Below are 21533 nucleotides of genomic sequence, written 5' to 3'. Positions count from 1 at the left end.
GACGCCGCCCACCCTGTCATCCGTCAGGGACCGCGGCCGCCCCGGCGCTCCTACGCTGCTGACGACCGGCCAGGCCAGGCCGGTCGTCACCAGCAAGGGAGACCCTCATGCGCAGGATCCTGCACGCCGCCGCCGCGCTCGCCCTCGCGACCGCCGCGATCACCGTCCTCACCGTCACCGGCGCCCAGGCCGCCGACGGCGGCTCCTGGGAGAACTGCCCCTACGGCGCCGTCTGCGTCTACCCCCAGGACTCGCCCGCCACCACCCCCACGGACGTCTTCTGGAGCTACGGCGCCCACAACCTCAGCAACCAGCACGGCAACCACTGGGTCCTCAACAACCAGTCCGGCGGCGCCCACGCCCACCTGTGCACCGGCTACAACGGCACCGGCTGCGGCTACGACATCCCCGCCCAGAACGGCGTCCACGCCGACCTCGGCCCGATCAACTCCATCACCCTCGACCGCCCCTGACCGGCCCGCGCCGCCAGGCCGGCACCCGGCCCGCCCCCCGACCCGGTCCCGCCGCCGGGGGGCGGCCGGGGCCGGGCGCCCCGCCCCGAAAAAAGAGGCCCCGGAAAACCCGCCGTTTCGCTTTGCCGCCTGCTACAGTCGTTCTTAGTTGCAGTTTTGGTTCCCATGAACTCTGTGTGCGCCTGCTGGTTGTAACGGCAGGCGCATTTTTGTTTCCCGGCTCTTCCCCGGGCGGGTCATCATAGCGGCGACACGGGACCTGCGAGGTGCGGGTTTCGGAATGCCCTTTGAAGGAGAATTTTTAATGGCTAATGGCACTGTGAAGTGGTTCAACGCGGAGAAGGGCTTCGGCTTCATCGAGCAGGAGGGTGGCGGCCCGGACGTCTTCGCCCACTACTCGAACATCAACGCCCAGGGCTTCCGTGAGCTGCTCGAGGGCCAGAAGGTCGAGTTCGACGTCACGCAGGGCCAGAAGGGCCCGCAGGCGGAGAACATTCGCCCGCTGTAGTTCCTGCCGCTGCACGGCTCCCGCCGGACAGCACGGGGCCCGTACCACGCGATCGCGCGGTACGGGCCCTTCGGCATACCCGGCCGACCCCGCAGCCCGACCCCGCAGCCCGACCCCGTGGCCCGGCCCCGTGGTCCGGTCCCGCAGTCCGGCCCCGCAGTCCGGCCCCGCAGTCCGGTCCCGCAGTCCGGTCCCGCAGTCCGGTCCCGCGGCCCGGTCCCGCGGCCCGGCCCCGCAGTCCGGTCCCGCAGTCCGGTCCCGTGGCCCGGTCCCGTGGCCCGGTCCCGCGGCCCGGTCCCGCGGCCCGGCCCCGCGGCCCGGCCCCGCGGCCCGGTCCGGGCGCCGCGTCCCGGCGACACCCCTCCGGCGCCCCTGGCCCGGCGCAGGCCGCGACGGTTAGCCTGGCGGCATGTCCAAACCGGATCAGCTGCTCACCGATATCGCCACCATGGTGGAGTCCACCGGAAGCAACCAGATGCCCGTCACCGTGGTCGTCCCCGGCGCTGTCATCACCGGAAGGCTCGCCGCCGAGGCGGTGTGGCGCGAACGGGTCGCCGAGGTCCTCGAAGCCTCCGAGCACCTCAAACCCTTCGCAGCGCTGTTCACCGACCCCCCGGACGCCTCCTCGGCCACCACCGGGCCGGCGACCCATCTGCACCTGCACGTCGCCAAGATCCTTCAGGGCAGCTACGGCCTGCCCCACACCGGCGGCATGTACCGCATCGCGATCAAGGACGTCAGCAGCTGGAGCGTGGGGGACCTCAGCTACTCCGACCAGTGACCGGCGGCCGCCCTGCCCCTGCCCCTGCCCCTGCCCCTGCGCCCCGTCACCGGGACGGGGCGCAGGAGCGGTCCGCCAGGACGGGAGCACCACGGGCCCCGGACCGGTGACGCGCCCACCGCCCCGGCCTGACGGCCTGCCCGGGGGAAGGGCTCAGACCCGGTCGAGGGGCCGGTGCGGCCCGTCCGGGAGCTCCACCGTGACCGCGTCGCCGGGACGCACCACGCCGCCCGCCCGGACGACGCCCATGATCCCGGCCTTACGCACGATATTCCCGGCCTCGTCACGGCCGACGACCTTCTTCAGCAGCCCGTCCCGGAACCTGTCGATCTGCAGGCAGGGACTGCGCAGACCGGTGACCTCCACGACCGCCTCGTCGCCGATGCGCAGCAGCGCCCCGACGGGCAGGCCGAGCAGGTCGACGCCCCTGGTGGTGATGTTCTCGCCGAGTTCGCCGGGCGCCACGTCGAATCCCTCCTCGCCGACTTCGGTGAAGAGCTCCTCGTGCATGAGGTGGACCTGACGCAGGTTCGGCCGGGTGGGGTCCTGCGCGACCCGCGAGCGGTGCCTGACCGTGACGCCGGCGTGCACGTCCCCCTCCACACCGAGCCCCGCGAGCAGCGTGATGCCGGCCCGGCTGGGTTTGGTGAACGAGTACTCGCCGCTGCTGCTGACGGCCGTTACCGTCCCGCTCATCCCGCGAACCCCCTCTTCGGCAGCGGTGGTCCGCCAAGAGCCTAGCCTGCGGTTCCCGGGGCACAGCGCCCGTGTTCGGTCGAGGTGTCCGGGCGGCGGGAGGCGGGGCTGTCGTCCGGCCGGGCGGCCGTTGACCAGGACGGGGGAGGCCCGGCTGGACAGCCTGGTGCCCAGCGCCGCCCGCACTCTCCGGTTCCGGTCGGGGCGCAGGACCGCGTGCAGGTCGCCGGGGCCGACCCGCCGGTGTCCGCGCGGCCCGCTTCCGCGGACGGGCGGGACGGCGACCCGGGCCGCCTGCCGGCGGGTGAGGGTGCCGCCGTCGAAGACCAGGCCCAGGCCCCCCGGGACAGACGTCCGCGGGCACGAAGCCGGCCGTCAGCAGGCGGGTGACGGGACGGCCGAGCCCGGTCTCGACGCGCAGGCGGCGTGCGGCGGCCCCGTGGGGCGGTTCGTCGGGGTCGGCGCTGCCGCCGGGGAGGAACAGGCCGTCCTTGTGGTCCGGGTCCACCAGGAGCACACGGTCGTCCTCGTCGGTGACGAGAACGGAGGCATCCCGGTCGGCGGCCGGGCGGGCCGCGCGGGATACGGGTGCCACCGGACGTGCGGGACCGCATGGCCGCACTCCTGCGTGAGGGCATGTCCGGCTCCGGCAACGCGAGTTGGCGGCGGAGCGGGGTCTGGCGGCGCGGTGCGGCGGGCGGGGGCGCCGCCGCACGGGTCACGAGGCCGCGCGTTCGGCCAGCGCGGCGGGGTGCAGACGGGAGGCCCGGTTCCGCGCGGCGAGCTGCTCTGGTGGAGCCGGAAGAACGGGGCATTCATCGCAGGGTTCGCGGAGCACATCCCCATGGAACGCGAAGCCGTCTACGTCAGGCTGTCCGAGACGGACATGGCGCCGGGCATCCTCCAGCACCTCGGCCACGCCACTGCTCACGAGTCCGGCACCGTCCGGCGCGGTGAAGCCGCCCCGGAACAGGCGGAGGATCGGCTCAGGTTCCCGACGACGCGACAGCGGAAGCCGGCTGATCCGACACCCGTCCATGTCGTCCTGGATGAAGGAGTTCTTCGCCGGCCGATCGGAGGGCCCGCGGTCATGGCCGAACAGCTCTGCCGCCTTGAGGAGTCGACCGAGAGATCGCACGTCATCATTCAGATCGCGCCCTACCGGCCTGCCGAGGAGCGCCCGGCTGTCGGACGCCGGCAGCCCCGAAGCCCCGCCCCCGGCACAGACAGTCGAACCAGCCGGCTTCCCGTTCACTGTCGCACAGCAACGCTCGACGGCGCCTGGGCGTTCATGCGATCGGTTGCAGCGGCGCAGCCGGGTCGTGTGGCCCGGCTGCGCGACCCGGGTTCCTTCCTCTCGGCGTGCGCGACCCGGGTTCCTCTCGGCGTGTGCGTCAGCCGGTGGCAGCCGCCCGGTACGCCGCCAGGGCAGCCGGGAGGACGGCCTCCACGCCGGACAAAGGCTTCTGCGTCACCACCTTGTGCACCGCGAGGATCACGTCGCCCTCGCGGACGAAGGCCGTCTCGGTGATGAAGGGTTCCGGGTTGTCGGGGAAGGCCGAGGTGATCCGGAGCACCAGGCCGTCATCCGCCGGAACGCCGGCTTCTGCCGTGGACACGGCGTTCCCCGTCGGGGAACCCCGACGGGGAGCGTGTCCGTGCAGGAGGCGCAGCGCTGCGCGGTGCTTCGGATGGCGGCCAGGACGGCGGCGGCCTGGCCGGGTGCGTAGCGGTCGAGCGACTCCTGGCCGAACCAGCCGAAGCCGTCCGCGTCGGCGGAAGGCTTCTCCAGCCCCACCGCCACGTCCTCCAGGGGCCGGGCGCGGGCCGTCAGGAAGTGGCCGGGCGAGAGTTCCGGGCACGGCATCGACGCGATCGGGGCGCCGGAGGCCGGTGTGCCGGCCGTGGCGGAGTCGGTCTCGTCTGTCAGCAACTGGAATTCGGAGGGGAGCCGGCCGGCTGTCGGCAGACCTTCGCGCAGCCGGTCCTGCAGGGGCACCGCAGCGGGGGGCGTGCTGCCCGCGGCCTGTGCGGGCCAATGGTGCGAACAGGCCGACAGGCCCAGTACTGCCCCAACGGCGACGGCCGGCACGGCAGCACTTGGACGCACCGGATCATTCCCCCCCGGCCTCATGATCCCCGCGCCCTCGCACATTCCGGAGGAGTATCTCCACCTTCGTGACGGCCGGACCGTCCGCTCGCGGCAGCCGGCCCGGCCTCGAGAGGCGCTCGAAGCCGGGCCGGCGGCAATCCCCGGTCGGACCCGCCTCAGCGGGCGGCGGCCTCCGCGCCGTTCGCCGCCTGCCCGGCGGCCTCCGCGAGGCTCAACTCCTCCTCGATGAGATCGGCCGCCCGCCGCGTACCGCCCTCGGCTCGCGTCTGCGCACGCAGCTGCGCCAGGCGGCGGGCCACCTCCGGATCCGCGACGAGCTCCGTCAGCGCTGCCAGCAGCGTTTCCCCCGTCGCCTCCGCTGTGTCGATCCGGCGGGCCACGCCCAGTTCCACCAGCCGGTCGGCGTTGGTGAACTGGTCGACGGCCTGTGGGACGGCGATCATCGGCACGCCGGTGTACAGGCCCTCGCTGCTGCCGCCCATGCCCGCATGGGTGACGAACGCGTCCGCCTGTTCCAGCACCGCCAGTTGAGGCACCCAGGAGTGCACCTCGACGTTGGCCGGGATCTTTCCCAGTTCCCTCGGACCGGTGTACTTGCCGATCTGGAGGACGACGTGCCAGCCGGGCAGGTCCCCGTAGGCCGCCAGGCACTGGCGGTAGAACTCCGGCCGGCGTGTGAACGAGGACCCCAGCGAGACCAGCAGCACCTTCTCCGCGCCGGCCGGACGCTCCCAGCGGCTTTCCCCCGCCCGCCCGGCGAAGCAGGGGCCGACGAAGGTCACCACCTCGGTGTCGACCCGGTCCGCGTTCGGCTGCATGGCCCGTGGAACCGTCGCCAGCACCCGCGCGGGGCGGCCCAGGAAGTCGGCCGCGTCCGTGGTGGCCGCCCCGTTCTCGGCGAGCCAGCGCGCGCCCTTCGCCAGGAAGGCCTCCGCGTCCGGCAGTTGCCACAGCTGTGCTTCGACTTCCTGCTTGTGGCCGTCCCAGGCCACATAGGTCGGGGACAGCTGGACGATCGGCCTGCCCTGTGACTCCGCGAGGACGCGTGCGACGTAGCCGCCGATGTCGTACAGGTAGAGGTCCGGGCGATCGTCGTCGTAGGCGGCGCGCAGTTGCGGGAGCGCCTGGACGGCGTCGTCGAGGAAGACGTCCATCGCGCCGATGGGGTCCTCGGGCCAGGCGTTGTCGTCGACCGGCAGGCTTGAGCGGTACGGCACGAACTCGGCGCCGGTGGCCGAGATCAGGTCGGCCACCGCCGAGTCGTTGGCGTACGTCACCCGGTGCCCGCGAGCCACCAGCTCGCGGATGATCTCAAGGCTCGGAAGGACGTGGCTGACGGCCGGGATGCCGACCATCGCGATATGGGCACGGCGACGGGTCATGGAAGATCGGACTCCACTTCGGGTCTGCGGCGAAAGGGAATTGGCGCAGCGCCGCGTGAAACCGTCCCGCCGGCCGAGCCTGTCGCGGGAGGGCGCGCGGGTGCGCGGCACGGGATCGGGGCACTGCCCCGCCCGGCGTCAGCCGTAGATCTGGAAGAAAAGCCACATGGCCCGGAACCCTAGCCCGGCCGGTTTCCCGGCGCATCCGCTTTTCCGCGTCGCGTTCCCCGTCCGCGGAGCCCGCGGACGCCACCGGCGGCCACCACGCCGGGCCCTCGGCATGCCCCGCGACCACACCCGCACAGCAGAACACCGCCAACGCCGTCAACCTGGCTTGGCGGAGCCCGGCCGAAACGCGCGGGCTAGTGGTCCGGGGGCCGGGCGAGCAGTTCGCCGGTGGCGGTGTCGGCCGCCGTCTGGGCGAGCAGCAGCACCCCGGGCTCGGCCACCGGGCGCAGCAGGGAGAACGTCAGCCGCAGCACGTGCGCGGCGTCCCCGGTGTCCGTCACCTCGACCGTGGTGGGCCGGAAGTCGGCGACCGTGCGGCACTGCCACCAGTGCGCGGCGTCGGGCCGCTCCCGGTGGAGGAGCCGGACGATCTCCGAGGCCCTGGGGTCGTCCGGGACGTGGCCGACGGCGGTGCGGAACTGCTCGTACAGGCCGCGCAGCAGCGGTTCCCGGTCGGCGATCCGGTAGCGGCCGCCGGGCCCGGCGGCGAGTTGCAGCAGCAGGTTGCGCCGCTCGTCGGGGAGCTCGCCGGGATCGCCCCACAGGCGGCGGTGGGCCGCGTTGCCCGCCAGGATGTCGAACCGCTCGTCCATGACCAGCGCCGGGGTGGCGTGCCAGCTGCCGACGAGCGCCAGCGTCTGCGGCCCGGCCCCGGCCCGTTCCGGCCGCCCGGCCAGCGGGGGAGCGGGCAGGAACCCGGCCAGCGCCAGGGCGTGCCGGTGGGCGTCCGGGTCCATCCGCAGCGCCCGGCAGACCGCGTCGATGACCTGCCGCGACGTGGCCACACGCCCCTGCTCCAGCCACGTGTACCAGGCGACGCTGACGCCGGCCAGCGCGGCGACCTCCTCGCGCCGCAGCCCCGGGGCACGGCGCCGGCCGCCGCTGCCGAGGCCGACGTCCTGTGGGCCCACCTGCGCCCGCGCGGCCCGCAGATGGGCACCGAGCTCACGGCGCAGCGACACGTCCATGCCCCGATCCTACGAGGCCGATCCTACGAGGCCGCTCCTGCGGGGGCCGGGGCTGTTCCTATGAGCAGGGCTCACCCCATGAACGGTGGCCTGCCCCGGCCGGGCGGGGCGCGCGAGGCTGACGGCATGACAGCAGAACAGCAGACACCCCTGGTGTGGCGGCGGCGCAACGACTCCTCCCACCTGACCGAACCCCGCGTCCTCGTCCGGGTCTTCCTGCGGCCCGACGGCCTCGACGAGGGCATCGCCTTCTACGAGCGGCTCCAGGGCACCGAGGCGGACGCCAGGTTCTCCTTCGGCCCCCTGCGGCTGGCCACCGTCGGCGCGTTCCTCCTCATCTCGGGCGCGGAGGAGGACCTGCGGCCCTTCCGCGCCACGGCCGGCACGCTGCTGGTGGACGACGTGCAGCCGTACTACGACCGGCTCGTCGCCGAGGGCGCGCAGATCACCTTCCCGCTCCAGAAGGTCCCCACCGGTGCCGGCTTCAACGCCCGCCACCCCGACGGCACGGAGGTCGAGTACGTCCACCACCGCCCCACCGCCCAGGGCGACTGAGGACCGGTGGGCCCCCCCCCCCCCCCCGGGGGGGGGGGGGCCCCCGGGCCCCCCCCCCCCGCCCCCGGGGGGGGCCCCCCCCCCGCCCCCCCGGGCCCCCCCCCCCCCCCCCCCCGGCCCCGCCCCCCCCCCCCCCCCCGGCGGGGGCGGGGGGGGGGCCCCCCCCCCCGCCCGGGGGGGGGGGGGCCCCCCGGGCCCCCCGTCGCCCGGAAGCCGGGTGACGCCCCGGACCGGCCCGCCGTGCCCACGCGCACCCCTTCGCCGGGCGGCGGCCCGCGCCGGTCCTGGCCGGAACGGTCCGGGGACGTTTCCGTCCACCGGAGAACCCTTCCGGAGGGCCGGAGCCGCGACGAAGCTGGTACTCGCCACCAGGGAGCACCGCCCGGGAGGCGCACCGGACGAAGCGTCACCGCGGGACGCGAGCACCGGAATCCACCGCCACGTCGCATCCGAAGGGGATACCACCGTGTTCCGTACCACCATCGCCAGGGCCGCCGCGGTCACCACCCTGGCCCTCGCCCTCGCCGGCCTGGTCCCCGCCCTCGCCGCCGCCGAGGCAGCCCCGGACCGGCCCGCCACCACCACCGCCACCACCGCCGTGCCGACCCCGGCCCCGACCGCCACGCCGCTCCCGCCCGGCGACATGATCTGGGGCTGACCACCCGCCCCGGCTGCACCCCCCACCGCACCCCCCGCCGCCCCGCCGACCGCTGCTCCTGCAGGGCAGCCGTCCCCGCGGACCTCCGGTTCCGGCCCCGGCGGCCCCGGCGGCCGCGGTTCCACCGGCGCCGCGATCCGCACCTGCCGCCGGGCGGCGGCCGGGTGGCGGGAGCCCGCGCACGCCCCGACCCGTCGTCAACCCGGCGACCGGTCCTTCATCGAAAGAGTGGTTTCGCTCAGACTTCCCCGGCACCCGGGAAATCCGCGCGACGATTGCCCCGGTGTTTCGCCCCCGAATCACCGGAGCGTCCGTCAGGTGAACCCACGCGGCACGTCCGCGCCGCCGGAGGAGTGAAGATGTCCGCATTCCGCGTCCTTGCCGCCATGACCTCGGCCGCCGTCACGGGTGCGCTGGCCCTGGCCGCCCCGACGGCCGCCTCGGCCGCCGCCGGCACATTCGTGGTCAGCCAGGCCCAGTTCAGCCAGATGTTCCCGAACCGCAATTCCTTCTACACCTACCAGGGCCTGACCGACGCGCTGAGCGCCTACCCCGGCTTCGCCGCCACCGGCGGCGACACGGTCCGCAAGCGCGAGGCGGCGGCCTTCCTCGCCAACGTGAGCCACGAGACCGGCGGCCTGAAGTACATCGTCGAGCAGAACACCGCCAACTACCCGCACTACTGCGACGCTTCGCAGCCGTACGGCTGCCCGGCCGGGCAGAGCGCCTACTACGGGCGCGGCCCGCTGCAGCTGAGCTGGAACTACAACTACAAGGCCGCCGGCGACGCCCTGCACATCGACCTGCTGAACAACCCGTACCTGGTGGAGAGGGACGCCGCCGTCTCCTGGAAGACCGGCCTGTGGTTCTGGAACACCCAGAAGGGCGCCGGCACGATGACCCCGCACGACGCGATGGTCAACAACAGGGGCTTCGGCGAGACGATCCGCAGCATCAACGGCGCCCTGGAGTGCAACGGCAACAACCCCGGCGAGCGCCAGGACCGCATCAACCTCTACCAGAACTTCGCCGGCGTCCTCGGCACCGACGCCGGCGGCAACCTGTCCTGCTGACCGGGCCGCGCCCCTCTCCTCCGCACCGCCCGTACCGCCCGCTGCCCGCCGCCGGCCCCGGTCCCGACCGCGGGTCAGCGGCGGGGCTCCGCCAGCAGCAGCGCGTTGAGCTCGCCGTAGGCGAGCCCGCCCTCCAGGGCCCGGCAGGTGCCGTCGGTGAGCAGCTCCCGGGCGGCGCGCGCGACCAGCCCGTACGCCGCCTCCGCGATCGAGGACCCGGCGCTGACGCGGGCGACGCCCAGCGCCGCGAGCGCGGACACGGCCCAACCCCCGGGGCCGGCCAGGACGTTCACCGGAACGGGCACCGCCTCCGTGAGCGCCGTGACGGCCGCCGCGTTCGGCGTGCCGAGCACGAACACCCCGTCGGCGCCGGCCGCCACGTAGGCCTCCGCCCTGGCCAGGGTCTCCCTCCGCCACACCGAGGGGTCACCGCCCGGCAGACGGTGGGTGTCGATCCGGGCGTTGACGAACAGCGGCACACCGGCGCCGTCCGCGGCGCCGCGGGCCGCCGCGATCCGCTCGCACTGCTCCCGGACGGGGCGCAGCGGGTCGGGGCCCGAGCGGAGCGAGTCCTCCAGGTTGATGCCGACGGCTCCGGCGGCGAGGACACCGCGCACGGTCTCGGCCACCCCGGCGGGGGCGGACGCGTAGCCGCTCTCGACATCGGCCGTCACGGGAACGTCGACCGCGGCGGCGACCCGGGCGACCAGGCCGAGGCCCAGGTCCCGGTCCAGGCGGTCGCCGTCGCCGTGGCCCAGGGCCCACGCGACGCCCGCACTGGTGGTGGCGACCGCGGCGGCGCCGGCCTGCGCCACGATCCGCGCGGAGGCGACGTCCCAGGCGTTGGGCAGCACCAGGGGCCGGCCGGGGACGTGCAGCGAGCGGAACAGCAGGGCCTTGTCGCGAAGCGTCGTCATGCCGGCATTCCACCAGAACGGGACGGCGCGCGGCCGCCCGGGCGGTCCGCCGGCGCCGGCCCGCCGCGAGTCCTCCCGCGCCAGGGCGAACTCCACTCCCGGCCACGCCCGTTGACGCCGTACCCGGTGCGGGACGGTGCCCGGCCGCCGCGTACGCTGCCCGCATGTCCTCCGCCGACGCGTACCGCCAGGACCTGTCCCCGCTGGAAGTCCGGCTCAGGCCCTGGGGCTTCGCCCCTGTTCTGCTGGGCTTGTCCTTCCCGGTCCTGCTCTCCCTGCGGCTGCTGCTCGATCCCTCCAGCGGTCTCTCCTTCCCGCTGGGGTGCGCCACCCTCGCGTTCGGTGCGGGGGGTGCGGTCTTCGTGCTGACCGTGCGCCGTCGCCTGCGGGCCATGGGCTGCCTGGTGCGTCTGGATGCCGAAGGGGTCACCGTCCACGGCCGGCGCACCGTCCCCTGGCCGGACCTGAGCGAGGTCCGCTGGGGCCCCGGCGGCGGCCGGCGGCCGGCCGCGGTGGTCTTCGTCGCCCGGCCGGGCGTCACACTGCCCGCGCTGCCGTCGGTCCTGCCCTTCTCCCGGCCCGCGGCCCGGGCGGCCGCCCTGACCCGGCGGTTCGGCAGCCCCCTGGTCATCCTGCCGGGCGGCCTGGACACCACCGCGCCCCGGATACTCGCCGGTGTGCAGCGCCTCAGCGACGTGCCGCTGAGCACGGACTGAACCAGCCCCGCCCGCCTGCGCGTGCGGCACACCCATTGGCGTGCGCGACCGGTCAGGCGGTCAGGTGGTCAGCCGGACGAGGGCAGGGCCGACGGCTGCTGGAGGCAGGCCTGGGCGCGGCCGAGATCGCGGCGGGCGTGGGAGAGGTGCCAGTGCTGCAGGACGTGGGCGGCGCCGAAGAGCCGCGCGCAGGCGTCGAGACGGTGTGCGGCGCTCTCCAGCAGGACGGCCGCCGCCTGCATGCGCTCGTCGTTGTGCCGGGCCCGCCAGGCGGCGAGCTCGTGGGCCAGTTCGGCGAGTTCGCCCGTACCCGGATCCTCCGGAACGGGCGCGCCCCACCAGGCGAGCTGCTCGCCGAGGTGTTCCAACAGACGCTGGCGTGTTGCCGGCTCCCGCATCCTGGTGCCCCCGCGCTTTCCCGTACCCCCTCGGGGGCCCGTTCGGACTCCCGGCTGTGATCATCCCTCATCGGGCGGCCGTTCATGCGTGTTTTCGCGAACCCGACCCGACCGGGGGACACCGGGCCCTTCGCCCGGGGCCGGATCCGCGCGGGCACGGTGAGGCCGATGTGGCGTATGCCGTACGGCAGTTCGAGGACGGCGTCGGGCCGCGGCCGGTCACGGCCCTGGGCGGCGCCAGGCGGCGGCCGTGCGCCTGGTGGCGGTCAGCGCGGCGTAGCCCGTCGCCGCGTAGGCGAGCAGAACGAGGCCGACCAGCCAGAAGTACCCGGCGTCGGACCAGGAATGGCCGGAACCGAAGAGCTGGACGAGGGCCGCGACGACCGTGGCGAAGACGGCGATGAGCACGACCGGAGCCGCGCAGAGCACGGGCACGAGAGCCGCCAGCAGACCGAGCAGCGGCACGGCGCCGCCGTCGCTCCTGAGCGCGAGGACGTAGGCGAGCAGCGCGAGAGCGGCGCACGTCAGCGTGTAGTACGGGCTCCAGCCCTCCCACCGGACGATCTCGTCGAAACCGCCGCCCGCGTCGTCGCTGAAGTTCGCGGCGAGGACGCAGGCGAACACGTGCGTCGTGTACAGCCAGGCGGCCTGGAGGCAGAGCACCGCCAGGCTCGCGCAGGAAGCCAGGATCCGCCGGGGGACGGGGACTTGGCGCACGTGCCGGATGCTGAAGCGCGCCGCGGCCAGTACCGTGCGGCCCGTGCGCCGGGTGGCCCGGTAGGTGCCGCGCCCCCACTGGTAGCACGTTCCGGCGGCGATCACCGCGATGAGGAACGACGCGACGGCGCCGGGGCCGAAGACGAGGTTCACGAGGCGGACCAGGGCGTCCGACAACTGCGGCAGATCGATGCCCTGGCTCTCGGCAAGGGTGGTCACCGGGTCGTTCTCCAACGGGGTGTCAGGCGGTGCGGAGCCTGACAGTGTAGGACCCGGCCCCCGGGCCGGGGAAACCGGGACCGGCACGGCCGTTCCGGTTCAGGGGCACGGCTCCTCCCGGCCGCGGGGGCCGTGGTCAGGGGTTGCGCGCGGCCTCCTCCAGGGCCGCGAGGACGCCGGCCGGGGTCCAGTGCCCGGCGGCGCCGGGGCGGGTGGCCAGGTAGCCGGCGGCCCGTCGCGGGCTCCAGCCGTGGGCCTCGGCGAGGCCGGCGGCGAGGTGGCGGAGGTAGGCGGGGGAGGGCGGGCTGAGGTCGGCGCCGTCCAGCCGCCACGGCGCGGTGAGGGTCAGGACGGGCAGGCCGCCGAGGGTGCCGGGGCACACGAGCGTCTCGTACCGGCCGGGGCCGAACCGGTCGCGGCCGGTGCCGAGCACGGGTGCCAGGTCGAGGTCGGCGCCCGGCTCCCGGCGCATCTCCTGGGCGGCGATGTCACTGAGCTGCCCGGTGGTGACCAGATAGGCGCGGGCGGGCATCCGGCCGGGCCCGTCGGGGTCGTAGAAGGCCATCCCGCCGGTCCACACGAGCGACTCCAGGGCGAAGTACAGCAGCCCGGGCAGCAGCACCGGAGCCGTCCGTTCGGGCGGCCGGGTGTCCCGGCACCCGGGATACGTCCGGGCGCCGCCCGCGGGCCGGCCGCCGCGCAGGTAGCAGGCCAGCCGGCCGGCGTGCATGTTCGAGCCGTAGGCGGCGTACCAGACCCGGCCGCGGGCCCCGGCTCCCGCGGCCGGACCCGTCGGGCCGACCAGCCGGCCGGCCGAGGGTCCGTCGTGTGTCGTCCATGGCGCACGACGGTATCCGGCGGCCCCCGGGCGGGCCACGGTCACCGCGCGGCGCCCGGCCGGTGGCCGCTCGCGGTGTTCAGGGCCTCCCAGCCGCTCAGCTTCACCCGGTCGCCCCGGCCGAGGGCGGCCGCGCTCCGGTGCTCGCTCTCGTCGATGCCGAGCCACTCGGCGTAGGTCACCGGACGCACGCCGCGGGCGGCCAGCTGGTCGGCCAGCGGCGGCGCGGCCGGATCCGGCCGGTGCGCCGGCACCGCGCCCGGGGCCCGGTCGGCGAGCAGGGCGCGGACCGTCTGCGCGGCGTCGGCCCTGTTGGTCCCGATCACCCCAAAGGGCCCGCGCTTGAGCCAGCCGACGACGTACTCGCCCGGCCGCGGCCGGCCGTCGGCGTCCAGCACCCGCCCCTCGGCGTTGGGCACCACGGCGCGCCGCGCGTCGAAGGGCACCCCGGCCAGCGGGACGGACCGGTAGCCGACCGAACGCAGGACCAGCTGCACGGGGAGCACCTCGTACACGCCGGTACCGACGGCCCGGCCCGGCTCCGCCGGCACGGTCCGCTCCAGGCGCAGCGCGCTCACCCGGCCGGTGCCGAGGATCTCCACCGGCCGGCGCCAGAACCGCACCGACACCCGCCGGGGCCCGCCCCGCCGCTCCCGGCCGGCCCAGTCCGCGAGCACGGCCAGGTTGCCCCGCACCCGGCGGTCCGGCGCCTCGGGGCCGCCGGCGTCCCCGGCCGGGGCGTCCCCGTCGAGTTCGCCGCGCGCCGCCTCGACGGTGACGTCGACGCCCGGCAGCTCGCCGAGCTCGCGCAGCTCCCTGGTGGTGAAGCGGGCCTGGGCGGGCCCGCGGCGGCTGATGACGTGCACCTCCTCGACCCGGCTGGCCGCCAGGGCCGCGAGCACCGGCTCCGGCACGTCGGTGGCGCCGAAGTCGGCGGCCGGGCGGGCCAGCACCCGCGCCACGTCCAGGGCCACGTTGCCGGCCCCGATCACCGCGACCGCCCGGGCGCCGAGGCCGAACATCGCCGGGTCGACGTCCGGATGCCCGCAGTACCAGCGGACGAAGTCGGCGGCCGCGGCACTGCCCGGCAGGTCCTCGCCGGGCACCCCCAGCGTCCGGTCCCGGGCCGCGCCGGTCGCGTACACCACCGCGTCGTAGCAGGAGAGCAGCATCTCGCGGGTCACCTCCCCGCCCAGGCGCAGGCCGCCGAGGAACCGCACCCGCGGGTGTTCGAGCACCCGCCGCAGGTAGTCCGCGATCGACCTGATCGACGGGTGGTCGGGGGCGACGCCGTAGCGCACCAGCCCGTAGGGGGTGGGCAGCCGCTCCAGCACGTCCACCGCGACGTACGCGGCCTGCTGGACCAGCGCCTCGGCCGTGTAGAGGCCGGCCGGACCCGAGCCGACCACCGCCACCCGCAGGCACGGCGCCCCCTGGGCCCGGGGCGGGCACGGGAGAGCTGTCATGGCCTCCTCCTCCCGCCGCGGCCGTGAACGCCGCGCCCGCGCGGGCGCGGCAGGCGGGCGGCCGGATGCGGAGGGCCGGGTGCGGACGGGTCGGATCGACGGGCGCCGTCGCCTCCATCGTCGCACCCGCCCCGGCCGCCCCGCACCGGAGCGGTCGGCCGGGTGAATGAGCGGGCCGTCGTGCGCCCGCCCGCGGCGGCGGGGGCACGGATGGGGCGAAGGGTTCCCACGAAAGAAAGGCCCTACCGTGAGCCGCGCACTGATCGTCGTCGATGTGCAGAAGGACTTCTGCGAGGGGGGAAGCGTTCCGGTCGGGGGAGGCGCGGACCGGGCCGCCGCCATCGCCCGCCTGGTCCGGCGCTCGGCCGGCCACCGGTACGCGCACGTCGTCGCGACCCGCGACCACCACATCGACCCGGGCAGCCACTTCTCCGACCACCCGGACTTCCAGAACTCCTTCCCCGCGCACTGCGTGGCCGGCAGCGAGGGAAGCGCCTTCCACCCGGACTTCGCGCCCGTCGTCCCCGAGGCCGTCGACGAGGTCTTCTACAAGGGGGCGCACTCCGCCTCCAAGAGCGGCTTCGAAGGCGCGGCCGAAGACGGCACGTCCCTGGCGGACTGGCTGCGCGCGCGGGGCGTCGGCAAGGTCGACGTCGTCGGCATCGCCACCGACAACTGTGTGAAGGCCACCGCGCTGGACGGCGTACGGGCCGGCTTCGCCGTCCACGTCCTGCTCGACTACACGGCCGGGATCGCCGCCGACAGCACCGACCGCGCGATCACCGAACTGCGCCGGGCGGGCGTCGTGCTGAGCGGCGAACCCGTCGTCCTCGGCTGAGCCCGCCCGCACCGCGGTCATCCCGCCGTCCATGGGCGGGCTGTGACGCGATCGCACCGCCACCGCGTTGGAAGGGCATGAGGCACACGACGGAGCACGACCCGGCCCCCGACCGGCCGGCGGACTTCCTGGAGTTCGCCGCCGGGCGCGGTCCACACCTGGTGAGAACGGCGTTCCTGCTCACCGGCGGCGACGCCCATCTGGCGGAGGACCTGGCCCAGGAGACGCTGGGCCGGATGTTCGCCAGGTGGCGCACCGTCTCGCGGCTGGCGAACCCGGCCGGCTACGCGCAGACCACCCTGGTCAACACCTTCCTCACGCACAAGCGACGCCGGAGCAGCGGCGAGCACGTCACCGACACGTTCTCCGAGACGCCGGTCAGCGACGCCGACCCGCTCCTGCGGCTGACGCTGCTCCGCGCGCTCGCCCAACTCCCGCCCCAGGACCGGGCGGTGCTGGTGCTCCGGTTCTGGGAGGACCGCAGCGTGGAGGAGACGGCGGCGGCCCTGAAACTGCGGGCGGGCGCGGTCCGCACCCGCAGCGGACGGGCACTGGAGCGGCTGCGCTCCGTACTCGGCACCGAACTCGCAGAACTGGCCACGAAGTGACGCCGAACCCGTCCGGACCCCAGCCCGAGGAGAGCCGCACCATGCCGTACGAGGACGATCTCGCCCACGCCCTGCGCGGGGCGGCCGAGCTGGCCCCTCGGCCGCACCTGGCCGCGTTCGCCGCCGGTGCCGCCGCCCGTGGCCGGGTGATCCGCCGGCGCCGGCGCGCCGCCGTGCTGGCCGTGTCCACGGGGATGGTCCTGCTCGCACTGACCGCCGCCGCCGTGCTCCCGGGCGGTGGTGGCGGCGGCAGCGTCGCTCCGGCCGGCGAGCAGCCGATCACCGGCGCCTTCATGGAACGGACCGTCCGCACGCTGCTGCCGCCCGGGACGGTGTCCGACGCCCACGGCGCGGGCCTGGGGGAGGTCCAGCCGCCACAAGCCGGCCCCCAGGTGGTCTTCGTGTTCGACGACGGCCACGGCCCCACCCGGCTCAGCCTGACCACCGAACGGGTGGCCCTGCCGGTCGACGCGAGCACCGAGGGCACCGAGTGCATGACGGGGGACCAGCCGGGCGAGTGCGAGCGCACGGTCCGCCCCGACGGGACGATCGTCCTGGTGCAGTCGGCCACCGGGCGGCCGGGGTCGGCGGACCGCACCCGGACCGTCCTCGCCACCGGACCGGACGGACGCCGCATCCGCCTGGACGCCGTCGCCGGCGCTCCCGGACAGACGGCCACCGCGACGGACATCTCCATCACCGTGCCGCAGATGGTCGCGATCGTCACCAGCGGCGACTGGGACCCGGTGTTCGGCGCACTGGTCGCCCCGAAGTACCCCAAGACCGCCTTCTCCGGCCTCCCGGCGGCCAGGATCGCCGAGACCGCCGTCGCCCTGCTGCCCCAAGGCGTGACGGCCACCGTCCCCGAAGGCCGGTTCGGCGACGGCCAGTCGGATCTGACGCTGGCCGGCCGGGACCGCCAGGCCCACCTCGGACTCACCGCGCAGCGCGGCGCCGTCATCACCCGGGAGGCCTTCGAGTCGAGCGTCGATCCGAACTCCCGCGTCCGCACCGCTGACGGGACCTCGGTGGTCCGCCGCGAGGTACGGGCGGACTCGGACGAGAACGGCCCGGTGCTCTCCTGGGCCGTCGAGGCCCTCCACCCGGACGGCACCCGGGTGAGCGCCGTTCAGACCGCCCCCGGCGTCTGGCCGGACGTCCCGCCGCTGCCCGGACGCGAGGTGCTGACCATGGACCAACTGGTCACCCTGACGGCCTCCCCGACCTGGCGCGGCTGACACCTCCCCACCGGGGGCCGGGCACCCGATGACGGACCACCGGCCCCCGCGGAGCGCTCGCACGGACGAACAGCGACGGGCCCGGCACACTGTGTGCGCCGGGCCCGTCGTTTCGTAGCGGGGACAGGATTTGAACCTGCGACCTCTGGGTTATGAGCCCAGCGAGCTACCGAGCTGCTCCACCCCGCGTCGGTAACCACGACAGTACGGCACACGCCGCGCATTACCTAACGGGATCCGGACCACACGCCCACGAAGACCGGGAAACCGGCAAACCGGGCGGCTGCGGCGAACCGGTGGTCCTGCCGGCCCACGGGCGTCCGCCCCGCCCACGGGTGGAATGCCTGGGCGCATGAACGCCACCGACACCGCGCCGACCAGCAGCGCCATCACCCTGACGGTCAACGGCCGCACGCACACCCCGACCGTGGACCACCGCTCCACCCTGCTGGACGTGCTGCGTGAACAACTCGGCCTCACCGGCGCCAAGAAGGGCTGCGACCACGGCCAGTGCGGCGCCTGCACCGTGCTGCTCGAAGAACGCCGGGTCAACAGCTGCCTGCTGCTGGCCGTCGCACAGGACGGCGCCGCCGTCACCACCGTCGAAGGCCTGGCCGGCCCCGACGGGCCACACCCCCTGCAGCGGGCGTTCGTCGAGGAGGACGCCCTCCAGTGCGGCTTCTGCACCCCCGGCCAGCTCTGCTCGGCCGCCGGCCTGCCGGCGGAGACCACCGCCGGGGCCGACCCGGCCGACGAGGCGACGATCCGCGACCTGCTCAGCGGCAACATCTGCCGCTGCGGCGCCTACCCCGGAATCATCCGCGCCGTACAGCGCGTGCTGGCCGCCCGGACCGCCCCGCAGGCCCACGCATGAGGCCCCTCGGCTACACCAGGGCGACGGACGTGGCCTCCGCCGTCGCGCTGCTGGCCGCCGACCCGGGCACCCGGGCCCTGGCCGGCGGCACCAACCTCGTCGACCTGATGAAACTCGGCGTCGAACGGCCCGCCCGCCTGGTGGACATCGCCCGCCTCCCGCTCGACCGGACCGAGGAGACACCCCGGGGCGGCCTGCGGATCGGCGCGACCGTCCGCAACACCGACCTCGCCGCCCACCCCCTGGTCCGCGACCGCTACCCGGCGCTCGCCCAGGCCCTGCTCGCCGGCGCCAGCGGCCAGCTGCGCAACATGGCCACCACCGGAGGCAACCTGCTCCAGCGCACCCGCTGCCTCTACTTCCAGGACATCACCAAACCCTGCAACAAACGGCGGCCGGGCTCCGGCTGCCCCGCCCGCACCGGCGTCCACCGGGACCTCGCGGTCCTGGGCACCTCCGAGCACTGCGTGGCCACCCACCCCTCCGACCTCGCGGTGGCCCTCGCCCTGCTGGACGCCGTCGTCCACCTCACCGGCCCGGACGGCGACCGCACACTGCCGCTCACCGCCCTCCACCGCCTGCCCGGCGACACCCCCGAACGCGACACCGAACTGGCACCCGCCGAACTGATCACCGCCGTCGAACTGCCGCCACCGCCCGCCGGCGCCCGCTCGGCCTACCGCAAGGTCCGCGACCGCGCCTCCTTCGCCTTCGCGACCACCTCGCTCGCCGTCCTGCTGGCACTGCGCGACGGACGGGTCGAAACGGTCCGGCTCGCCTTCGGCGGCCTGGCCCCCAAACCGTGGCGGGCCCTGACCGCCGAGGCCGCGCTCCGCGGCCGGCCCGCCACCGCCGCCGAGTTCGCCCAGGCCGTGGACGCCGAACTCGCCCCCGCCCGCCCGCTGCCCGACAACGCGTTCAAAGTACCGCTGGCCCGGCGCCTCGCCGTACGCGAACTGACCCGCCTCGCCCGGGAACAGGAGGACCGATGAGCACCGCCGCCACCCGCCTGGAGGCCTGGGAGAAGGTCACCGGCACCGCCCGCTACGCCGGCGACCACCACCCCCGGGCACTGGCACACGCCTGGCCGGTACCGGCCACCGTCGCCCGCGGCGACATCACCGCCCTCCGCACCGAGGCCGCGCTCGCGACACCCGGCGTCCTCGCCGTCCTCACCCACCGCAACGCCCCCGCACTCGCCCTCCCCGAAGACGGCGACCCCACCCTGCTCGTCCTCCAGTCCCCGCGGATCGCGCACCGCGGCCAGGTCGCCGCCCTGGTCGTCGCCGAGACCCCGCAGGACGCCCGCGCCGGCGCCGCCGCCATCGAGATCACCTACACCGCCGAACCGCACGACGTCGTCCTGACCGAGGACCACCCGGGCCTCTACACCCCCGAGACCGCCAACGGCGGCGACCCCGCCGTCCGCGAACGCGGCGACTTCGACACCGCCTACCGGCAGGCACCCGTACGGATCGACCGCACCTACCGCGTCGGCCCCCTGCACAACCACCCGATGGAACCGCACACCGCCACCGCCCACTGGACGGACGGACGGCTGACCGTCCACGACTCCAGCCAGGGCACCACCACCGTCCAGGAGACGCTCGCCGCACTCTTCGGCCTCACCCCCGCGGACGTCCTGGTGACCAGCGAACACGTCGGCGGCGGCTTCGGCAGCAAAGGCACCACCCGCCCGCACGTGGTCCTGGCCGCCATGGCCGCCCGCCACACCGGCCGGCCGGTCCGCCTCGCACTGCCCCGCGCCCACCTCACCGCCCTCACCGGACACCGCGCACCCACCCTGCACCGGATCCGCCTCGGCGCCACCGACCACGGCGAACTCACCGCCCTCGCCCACGAAGTGACCACCCGCTCCTCCACAGTCCAGGAGTTCGTCGAACAGGCCGCCGTCCCCGCCCGCATCATGTACACCTCCCCGCACAGCCGCACCACCCACCGGGTCGTACGCCAGGACGTCCCGACCCCCTCCTGGATGCGCGCACCCGGCGAAGCACCGGGCATGTTCGCCCTGGAAAGCGCCATCGACGAACTCGCCGAGGCCTGCGGCACGGACCCGGTCGACCTGCGCATCCGCAACGAACCCGCCCTCGAACCCGACAGCGACCGCCCCTTCAGCAGCCGCCACCTGGTCGAATGCCTGCGCGAAGGCGCCCGCCGCTTCGACTGGCCGCGCCTGCGCGCCCACGGCCCCCGCCAGGACGGACGATGGCTCCTCGGCACCGGAGTCGCCGCCTCGACCTTCCCCGTCCTGGTCTTCCCCTCCACCGCCGAGGCCGTCGCCCTCCCCGACGGCGGCTACCTGCTGCGCACCAACGCCACCGACATCGGCACCGGCGCCCGCACCGTCCTCGCCCAGATCGCCGCCGAGGCCCTCGACGCCCCCGTCGCACGGGTGTCCGTCGACATCGGGCGCAGCGACCTGCCGCGAGCCTCCGTGGCGGGCGGCTCCTCGGGCACCTCCTCCTGGGGATGGGCCGTCCACGAGGCGTGCGCCGGACTGCGCCGCGCGCTGGCCGCCCGGGGCCCGGGGCCGCTGCCCGCCGGGGGCGTGCGGTTCCGGGCGGACACCACCGAAGCCGTCCGGGCCGGCAGCGAGTTCGCACGGCACGCGTTCGGCGCGCAGTTCGCACAGGTGGCGGTGGACGCGGACACCGGGGAGGTGCGGGTGCGCCGGCTGCTCGGGGTGTTCGCGGCCGGCCGGATCCTCAACGAGCGCACCGCCCGCTCGCAGCTCACCGGCGGAATGATCATGGGGATCTCGATGGCCCTGCTCGAACACAGCACCATGGACCCGGAGTTCGGAGACCACGCGGAACGCGACCTCGCCTCGTACCATGTGGCCGTCAACGCCGACGTGCCCGTGGTCGAGGCGTACTGGGTCGAGGAACGGGACACCCGGCTGAACCCCATGGGATCCAAGGGAATCGGCGAGATCGGAATCGTCGGCACCGCCGCCGCCGTGGCGAACGCCGTCCACCACGCCACCGGCGTCCGGATCAGGACGCTGCCGGTACGCCCCGAGCTTCTGCTCCCGCACCTGCCGGGCTAGCCGAGTCAGATGACCGGGGCCGGCCCGCACGGGTAGGCGCAGCACGGTGGTCCAGGACATCGCGTCGCGTTGGCCGTACCCCGGGTCGGCGCCGGGCCGTCGGGGAGCATCAGGCTCCCCGACGCCTCGCTGTCGCTATGCGCCGGCAAGGTCGTGGATGACCCGCTCGGTGGAGTCGAGTGCGGGGGACAAGGGG

At 75.1% G+C, this 21533-nt stretch carries 22 protein-coding genes, 1 tRNA gene and 2 pseudogenes; 14 read left to right on the top strand and 11 right to left on the bottom strand.

The window, feature by feature from the left end:
• Window positions 1-107: 107 nt before the first annotated feature.
• From ACIQIB_RS34840 to ACIQIB_RS34830, 3 genes are all read left to right on the top strand, one after another.
• Entirely contained in the window at window positions 108-473 is a 366-nt protein-coding gene (locus tag ACIQIB_RS34840; RefSeq protein WP_400652577.1) for a hypothetical protein, read from the top strand.
• Window positions 474-777: 304 nt separating this feature from the next.
• Window positions 778-981: a cold-shock protein gene (locus tag ACIQIB_RS34835; protein WP_042388274.1), complete on the top strand. Its 204-nt coding sequence runs from the start codon at window positions 778-780 to the stop codon at window positions 979-981.
• A gap of 409 nt (window positions 982-1390) precedes the next feature.
• Entirely contained in the window at window positions 1391-1762 is a 372-nt protein-coding gene (locus ACIQIB_RS34830; protein ID WP_363606106.1) for a hypothetical protein, read from the top strand.
• A gap of 153 nt (window positions 1763-1915) precedes the next feature.
• Here ACIQIB_RS34830 and ACIQIB_RS34825 read toward each other — a convergent pair whose 3' ends face one another.
• Complete coding sequence (locus ACIQIB_RS34825; protein ID WP_400762935.1) at window positions 1916-2458, bottom strand: MOSC domain-containing protein; 543 nt, start codon at window positions 2456-2458, stop codon at window positions 1916-1918.
• Between the two features lie 385 nt (window positions 2459-2843).
• A pseudogene (locus ACIQIB_RS34820) lies at window positions 2844-3053 on the bottom strand (NUDIX domain-containing protein); the annotation flags it as partial.
• Between the two features lie 249 nt (window positions 3054-3302).
• Here ACIQIB_RS34820 and ACIQIB_RS34815 point away from each other — a divergent pair.
• A pseudogene (locus tag ACIQIB_RS34815) lies at window positions 3303-3566 on the top strand (Scr1 family TA system antitoxin-like transcriptional regulator); the annotation flags it as partial.
• 286 nt (window positions 3567-3852) lie between these two features.
• Here the strand turns inward: ACIQIB_RS34815 and ACIQIB_RS34810 are convergent.
• The 3 genes from ACIQIB_RS34810 to ACIQIB_RS34800 all read right to left on the bottom strand — a co-directional run bounded on the left by ACIQIB_RS34810 (window position 3853) and on the right by ACIQIB_RS34800 (window position 7149).
• A complete protein-coding gene (locus ACIQIB_RS34810) occupies window positions 3853-4077 on the bottom strand; it encodes a hypothetical protein (RefSeq protein ID WP_400652755.1) in 225 nt (74 codons plus the stop codon).
• Between the two features lie 649 nt (window positions 4078-4726).
• On the bottom strand, window positions 4727-5953 hold the full coding sequence (locus tag ACIQIB_RS34805) for a macrolide family glycosyltransferase (RefSeq protein ID WP_400762933.1): 1227 nt from the start codon (window positions 5951-5953) through the stop codon (window positions 4727-4729).
• A 362-nt stretch (window positions 5954-6315) separates the two neighbouring features.
• A complete protein-coding gene (locus ACIQIB_RS34800; protein WP_363606098.1) occupies window positions 6316-7149 on the bottom strand; it encodes a helix-turn-helix domain-containing protein in 834 nt (277 codons plus the stop codon).
• A gap of 126 nt (window positions 7150-7275) precedes the next feature.
• On the opposite strand from ACIQIB_RS34800, the gene ACIQIB_RS34795 reads away from it, so the two are divergent.
• The 3 genes from ACIQIB_RS34795 (at window position 7276) to ACIQIB_RS34785 (ending at window position 9435) form a co-directional block, all read left to right on the top strand.
• On the top strand, window positions 7276-7704 hold the full coding sequence (locus ACIQIB_RS34795; RefSeq protein ID WP_363606097.1) for a VOC family protein: 429 nt from the start codon (window positions 7276-7278) through the stop codon (window positions 7702-7704).
• A gap of 466 nt (window positions 7705-8170) precedes the next feature.
• Window positions 8171-8362: a hypothetical protein gene (locus tag ACIQIB_RS34790; RefSeq protein WP_363606095.1), complete on the top strand. Its 192-nt coding sequence runs from the start codon at window positions 8171-8173 to the stop codon at window positions 8360-8362.
• Window positions 8363-8721: 359 nt separating this feature from the next.
• The gene (locus tag ACIQIB_RS34785) at window positions 8722-9435 is read left to right on the top strand and encodes a chitinase (RefSeq protein WP_400762931.1); all 714 of its coding nucleotides are present in this window, start codon (window positions 8722-8724) and stop codon (window positions 9433-9435) included.
• A 74-nt stretch (window positions 9436-9509) separates the two neighbouring features.
• Here the strand turns inward: ACIQIB_RS34785 and ACIQIB_RS34780 are convergent, their stop codons facing one another.
• On the bottom strand, window positions 9510-10352 hold the full coding sequence (locus ACIQIB_RS34780; protein ID WP_400762929.1) for an isocitrate lyase/phosphoenolpyruvate mutase family protein: 843 nt from the start codon (window positions 10350-10352) through the stop codon (window positions 9510-9512).
• A gap of 164 nt (window positions 10353-10516) precedes the next feature.
• Between ACIQIB_RS34780 and ACIQIB_RS34775 the strand changes: the two genes are divergently transcribed.
• Complete coding sequence (locus ACIQIB_RS34775; protein WP_363606089.1) at window positions 10517-11068, top strand: hypothetical protein; 552 nt, start codon at window positions 10517-10519, stop codon at window positions 11066-11068.
• 68 nt (window positions 11069-11136) lie between these two features.
• Here ACIQIB_RS34775 and ACIQIB_RS34770 read toward each other — a convergent pair whose 3' ends face one another.
• From ACIQIB_RS34770 to ACIQIB_RS34755, 4 genes are all read right to left on the bottom strand, one after another.
• On the bottom strand, window positions 11137-11436 hold the full coding sequence (locus ACIQIB_RS34770; protein WP_400762927.1) for a hypothetical protein: 300 nt from the start codon (window positions 11434-11436) through the stop codon (window positions 11137-11139).
• Between the two features lie 249 nt (window positions 11437-11685).
• Window positions 11686-12402: a hypothetical protein gene (locus tag ACIQIB_RS34765; protein WP_400762925.1), complete on the bottom strand. Its 717-nt coding sequence runs from the start codon at window positions 12400-12402 to the stop codon at window positions 11686-11688.
• A gap of 136 nt (window positions 12403-12538) precedes the next feature.
• Window positions 12539-13132 carry a histone deacetylase gene (locus tag ACIQIB_RS34760; RefSeq protein ID WP_400762923.1) on the bottom strand — a complete coding sequence of 198 codons (594 nt, stop codon included), beginning with the start codon at window positions 13130-13132 and terminating at the stop codon, window positions 12539-12541.
• Between the two features lie 149 nt (window positions 13133-13281).
• Complete coding sequence (locus ACIQIB_RS34755) at window positions 13282-14706, bottom strand: FAD-dependent oxidoreductase (RefSeq protein WP_400762921.1); 1425 nt, start codon at window positions 14704-14706, stop codon at window positions 13282-13284.
• A 247-nt stretch (window positions 14707-14953) separates the two neighbouring features.
• Here ACIQIB_RS34755 and ACIQIB_RS34750 point away from each other — a divergent pair, with 247 nt between their 5' ends.
• From ACIQIB_RS34750 to ACIQIB_RS34740, 3 genes are all read left to right on the top strand, one after another.
• Window positions 14954-15544, top strand: a complete 591-nt coding sequence (locus tag ACIQIB_RS34750) for an isochorismatase family protein (protein WP_400762919.1) — start codon at window positions 14954-14956, stop codon at window positions 15542-15544.
• A 77-nt stretch (window positions 15545-15621) separates the two neighbouring features.
• Window positions 15622-16152 carry a SigE family RNA polymerase sigma factor gene (locus ACIQIB_RS34745; RefSeq protein WP_363606083.1) on the top strand — a complete coding sequence of 177 codons (531 nt, stop codon included), beginning with the start codon at window positions 15622-15624 and terminating at the stop codon, window positions 16150-16152.
• 41 nt (window positions 16153-16193) lie between these two features.
• Entirely contained in the window at window positions 16194-17390 is a 1197-nt protein-coding gene (locus ACIQIB_RS34740) for a hypothetical protein (RefSeq protein ID WP_400762917.1), read from the top strand.
• 115 nt (window positions 17391-17505) lie between these two features.
• On the opposite strand, the gene ACIQIB_RS34735 is transcribed toward ACIQIB_RS34740, so the two are convergent.
• Window positions 17506-17579, bottom strand: a tRNA-Met gene (locus tag ACIQIB_RS34735).
• Window positions 17580-17742: 163 nt separating this feature from the next.
• On the opposite strand from ACIQIB_RS34735, the gene ACIQIB_RS34730 reads away from it, so the two are divergent.
• From ACIQIB_RS34730 to ACIQIB_RS34720, 3 genes are read left to right on the top strand one after another with little or no spacing between them, the layout of a single operon-like run.
• Window positions 17743-18264, top strand: a complete 522-nt coding sequence (locus tag ACIQIB_RS34730; RefSeq protein ID WP_400652542.1) for a (2Fe-2S)-binding protein — start codon at window positions 17743-17745, stop codon at window positions 18262-18264.
• Window positions 18261-19256 carry a xanthine dehydrogenase family protein subunit M gene (locus tag ACIQIB_RS34725; protein ID WP_363606080.1) on the top strand — a complete coding sequence of 332 codons (996 nt, stop codon included), beginning with the start codon at window positions 18261-18263 and terminating at the stop codon, window positions 19254-19256. The genes ACIQIB_RS34730 and ACIQIB_RS34725 overlap by 4 nt, the downstream gene beginning before the upstream one ends.
• Complete coding sequence (locus ACIQIB_RS34720; protein ID WP_400762914.1) at window positions 19253-21337, top strand: xanthine dehydrogenase family protein molybdopterin-binding subunit; 2085 nt, start codon at window positions 19253-19255, stop codon at window positions 21335-21337. Before ACIQIB_RS34725 ends, ACIQIB_RS34720 begins: the two co-directional genes overlap by 4 nt.
• The last annotated feature ends 196 nt before the right edge of the window (window positions 21338-21533 follow it).

Source organism: Kitasatospora sp. NPDC092286 (assembly GCF_044755565.1).
Classification (GTDB): Bacteria; Actinomycetota; Actinomycetes; order Streptomycetales; family Streptomycetaceae; genus Kitasatospora.
The sequence above is the reverse complement of the archived record's forward strand: the minus strand, read 5'-3'. Positions and strand labels throughout refer to the sequence as shown.

Bases quoted from the DNA above. Each gene is read 5' to 3' on its own strand.
- ACIQIB_RS34840 (WP_400652577.1), top strand. From the start codon at position 108: ATGCGCAGGATCCTGCACGCCGCCGCCGCGCTCGCCCTCGCGACCGCC.
- ACIQIB_RS34835 (WP_042388274.1), top strand. From the start codon at position 778: ATGGCTAATGGCACTGTGAAGTGGTTCAACGCGGAGAAGGGCTTCGGC.
- ACIQIB_RS34830 (WP_363606106.1), top strand. From the start codon at position 1,391: ATGTCCAAACCGGATCAGCTGCTCACCGATATCGCCACCATGGTGGAG.
- ACIQIB_RS34825 (WP_400762935.1), bottom strand. From the start codon at position 2,458: ATGAGCGGGACGGTAACGGCCGTCAGCAGCAGCGGCGAGTACTCGTTC.
- ACIQIB_RS34805 (WP_400762933.1), bottom strand. From the start codon at position 5,953: ATGACCCGTCGCCGTGCCCATATCGCGATGGTCGGCATCCCGGCCGTC.
- ACIQIB_RS34800 (WP_363606098.1), bottom strand. From the start codon at position 7,149: ATGGACGTGTCGCTGCGCCGTGAGCTCGGTGCCCATCTGCGGGCCGCG.
- ACIQIB_RS34795 (WP_363606097.1), top strand. From the start codon at position 7,276: ATGACAGCAGAACAGCAGACACCCCTGGTGTGGCGGCGGCGCAACGAC.
- ACIQIB_RS34785 (WP_400762931.1), top strand. From the start codon at position 8,722: ATGTCCGCATTCCGCGTCCTTGCCGCCATGACCTCGGCCGCCGTCACG.
- ACIQIB_RS34780 (WP_400762929.1), bottom strand. From the start codon at position 10,352: ATGACGACGCTTCGCGACAAGGCCCTGCTGTTCCGCTCGCTGCACGTC.
- ACIQIB_RS34775 (WP_363606089.1), top strand. From the start codon at position 10,517: ATGTCCTCCGCCGACGCGTACCGCCAGGACCTGTCCCCGCTGGAAGTC.
- ACIQIB_RS34760 (WP_400762923.1), bottom strand. From the start codon at position 13,132: ATGCACGCCGGCCGGCTGGCCTGCTACCTGCGCGGCGGCCGGCCCGCG.
- ACIQIB_RS34755 (WP_400762921.1), bottom strand. From the start codon at position 14,706: ATGACAGCTCTCCCGTGCCCGCCCCGGGCCCAGGGGGCGCCGTGCCTG.
- ACIQIB_RS34745 (WP_363606083.1), top strand. From the start codon at position 15,622: ATGAGGCACACGACGGAGCACGACCCGGCCCCCGACCGGCCGGCGGAC.
- ACIQIB_RS34740 (WP_400762917.1), top strand. From the start codon at position 16,194: ATGCCGTACGAGGACGATCTCGCCCACGCCCTGCGCGGGGCGGCCGAG.
- ACIQIB_RS34730 (WP_400652542.1), top strand. From the start codon at position 17,743: ATGAACGCCACCGACACCGCGCCGACCAGCAGCGCCATCACCCTGACG.
- ACIQIB_RS34725 (WP_363606080.1), top strand. From the start codon at position 18,261: ATGAGGCCCCTCGGCTACACCAGGGCGACGGACGTGGCCTCCGCCGTC.
- ACIQIB_RS34720 (WP_400762914.1), top strand. From the start codon at position 19,253: ATGAGCACCGCCGCCACCCGCCTGGAGGCCTGGGAGAAGGTCACCGGC.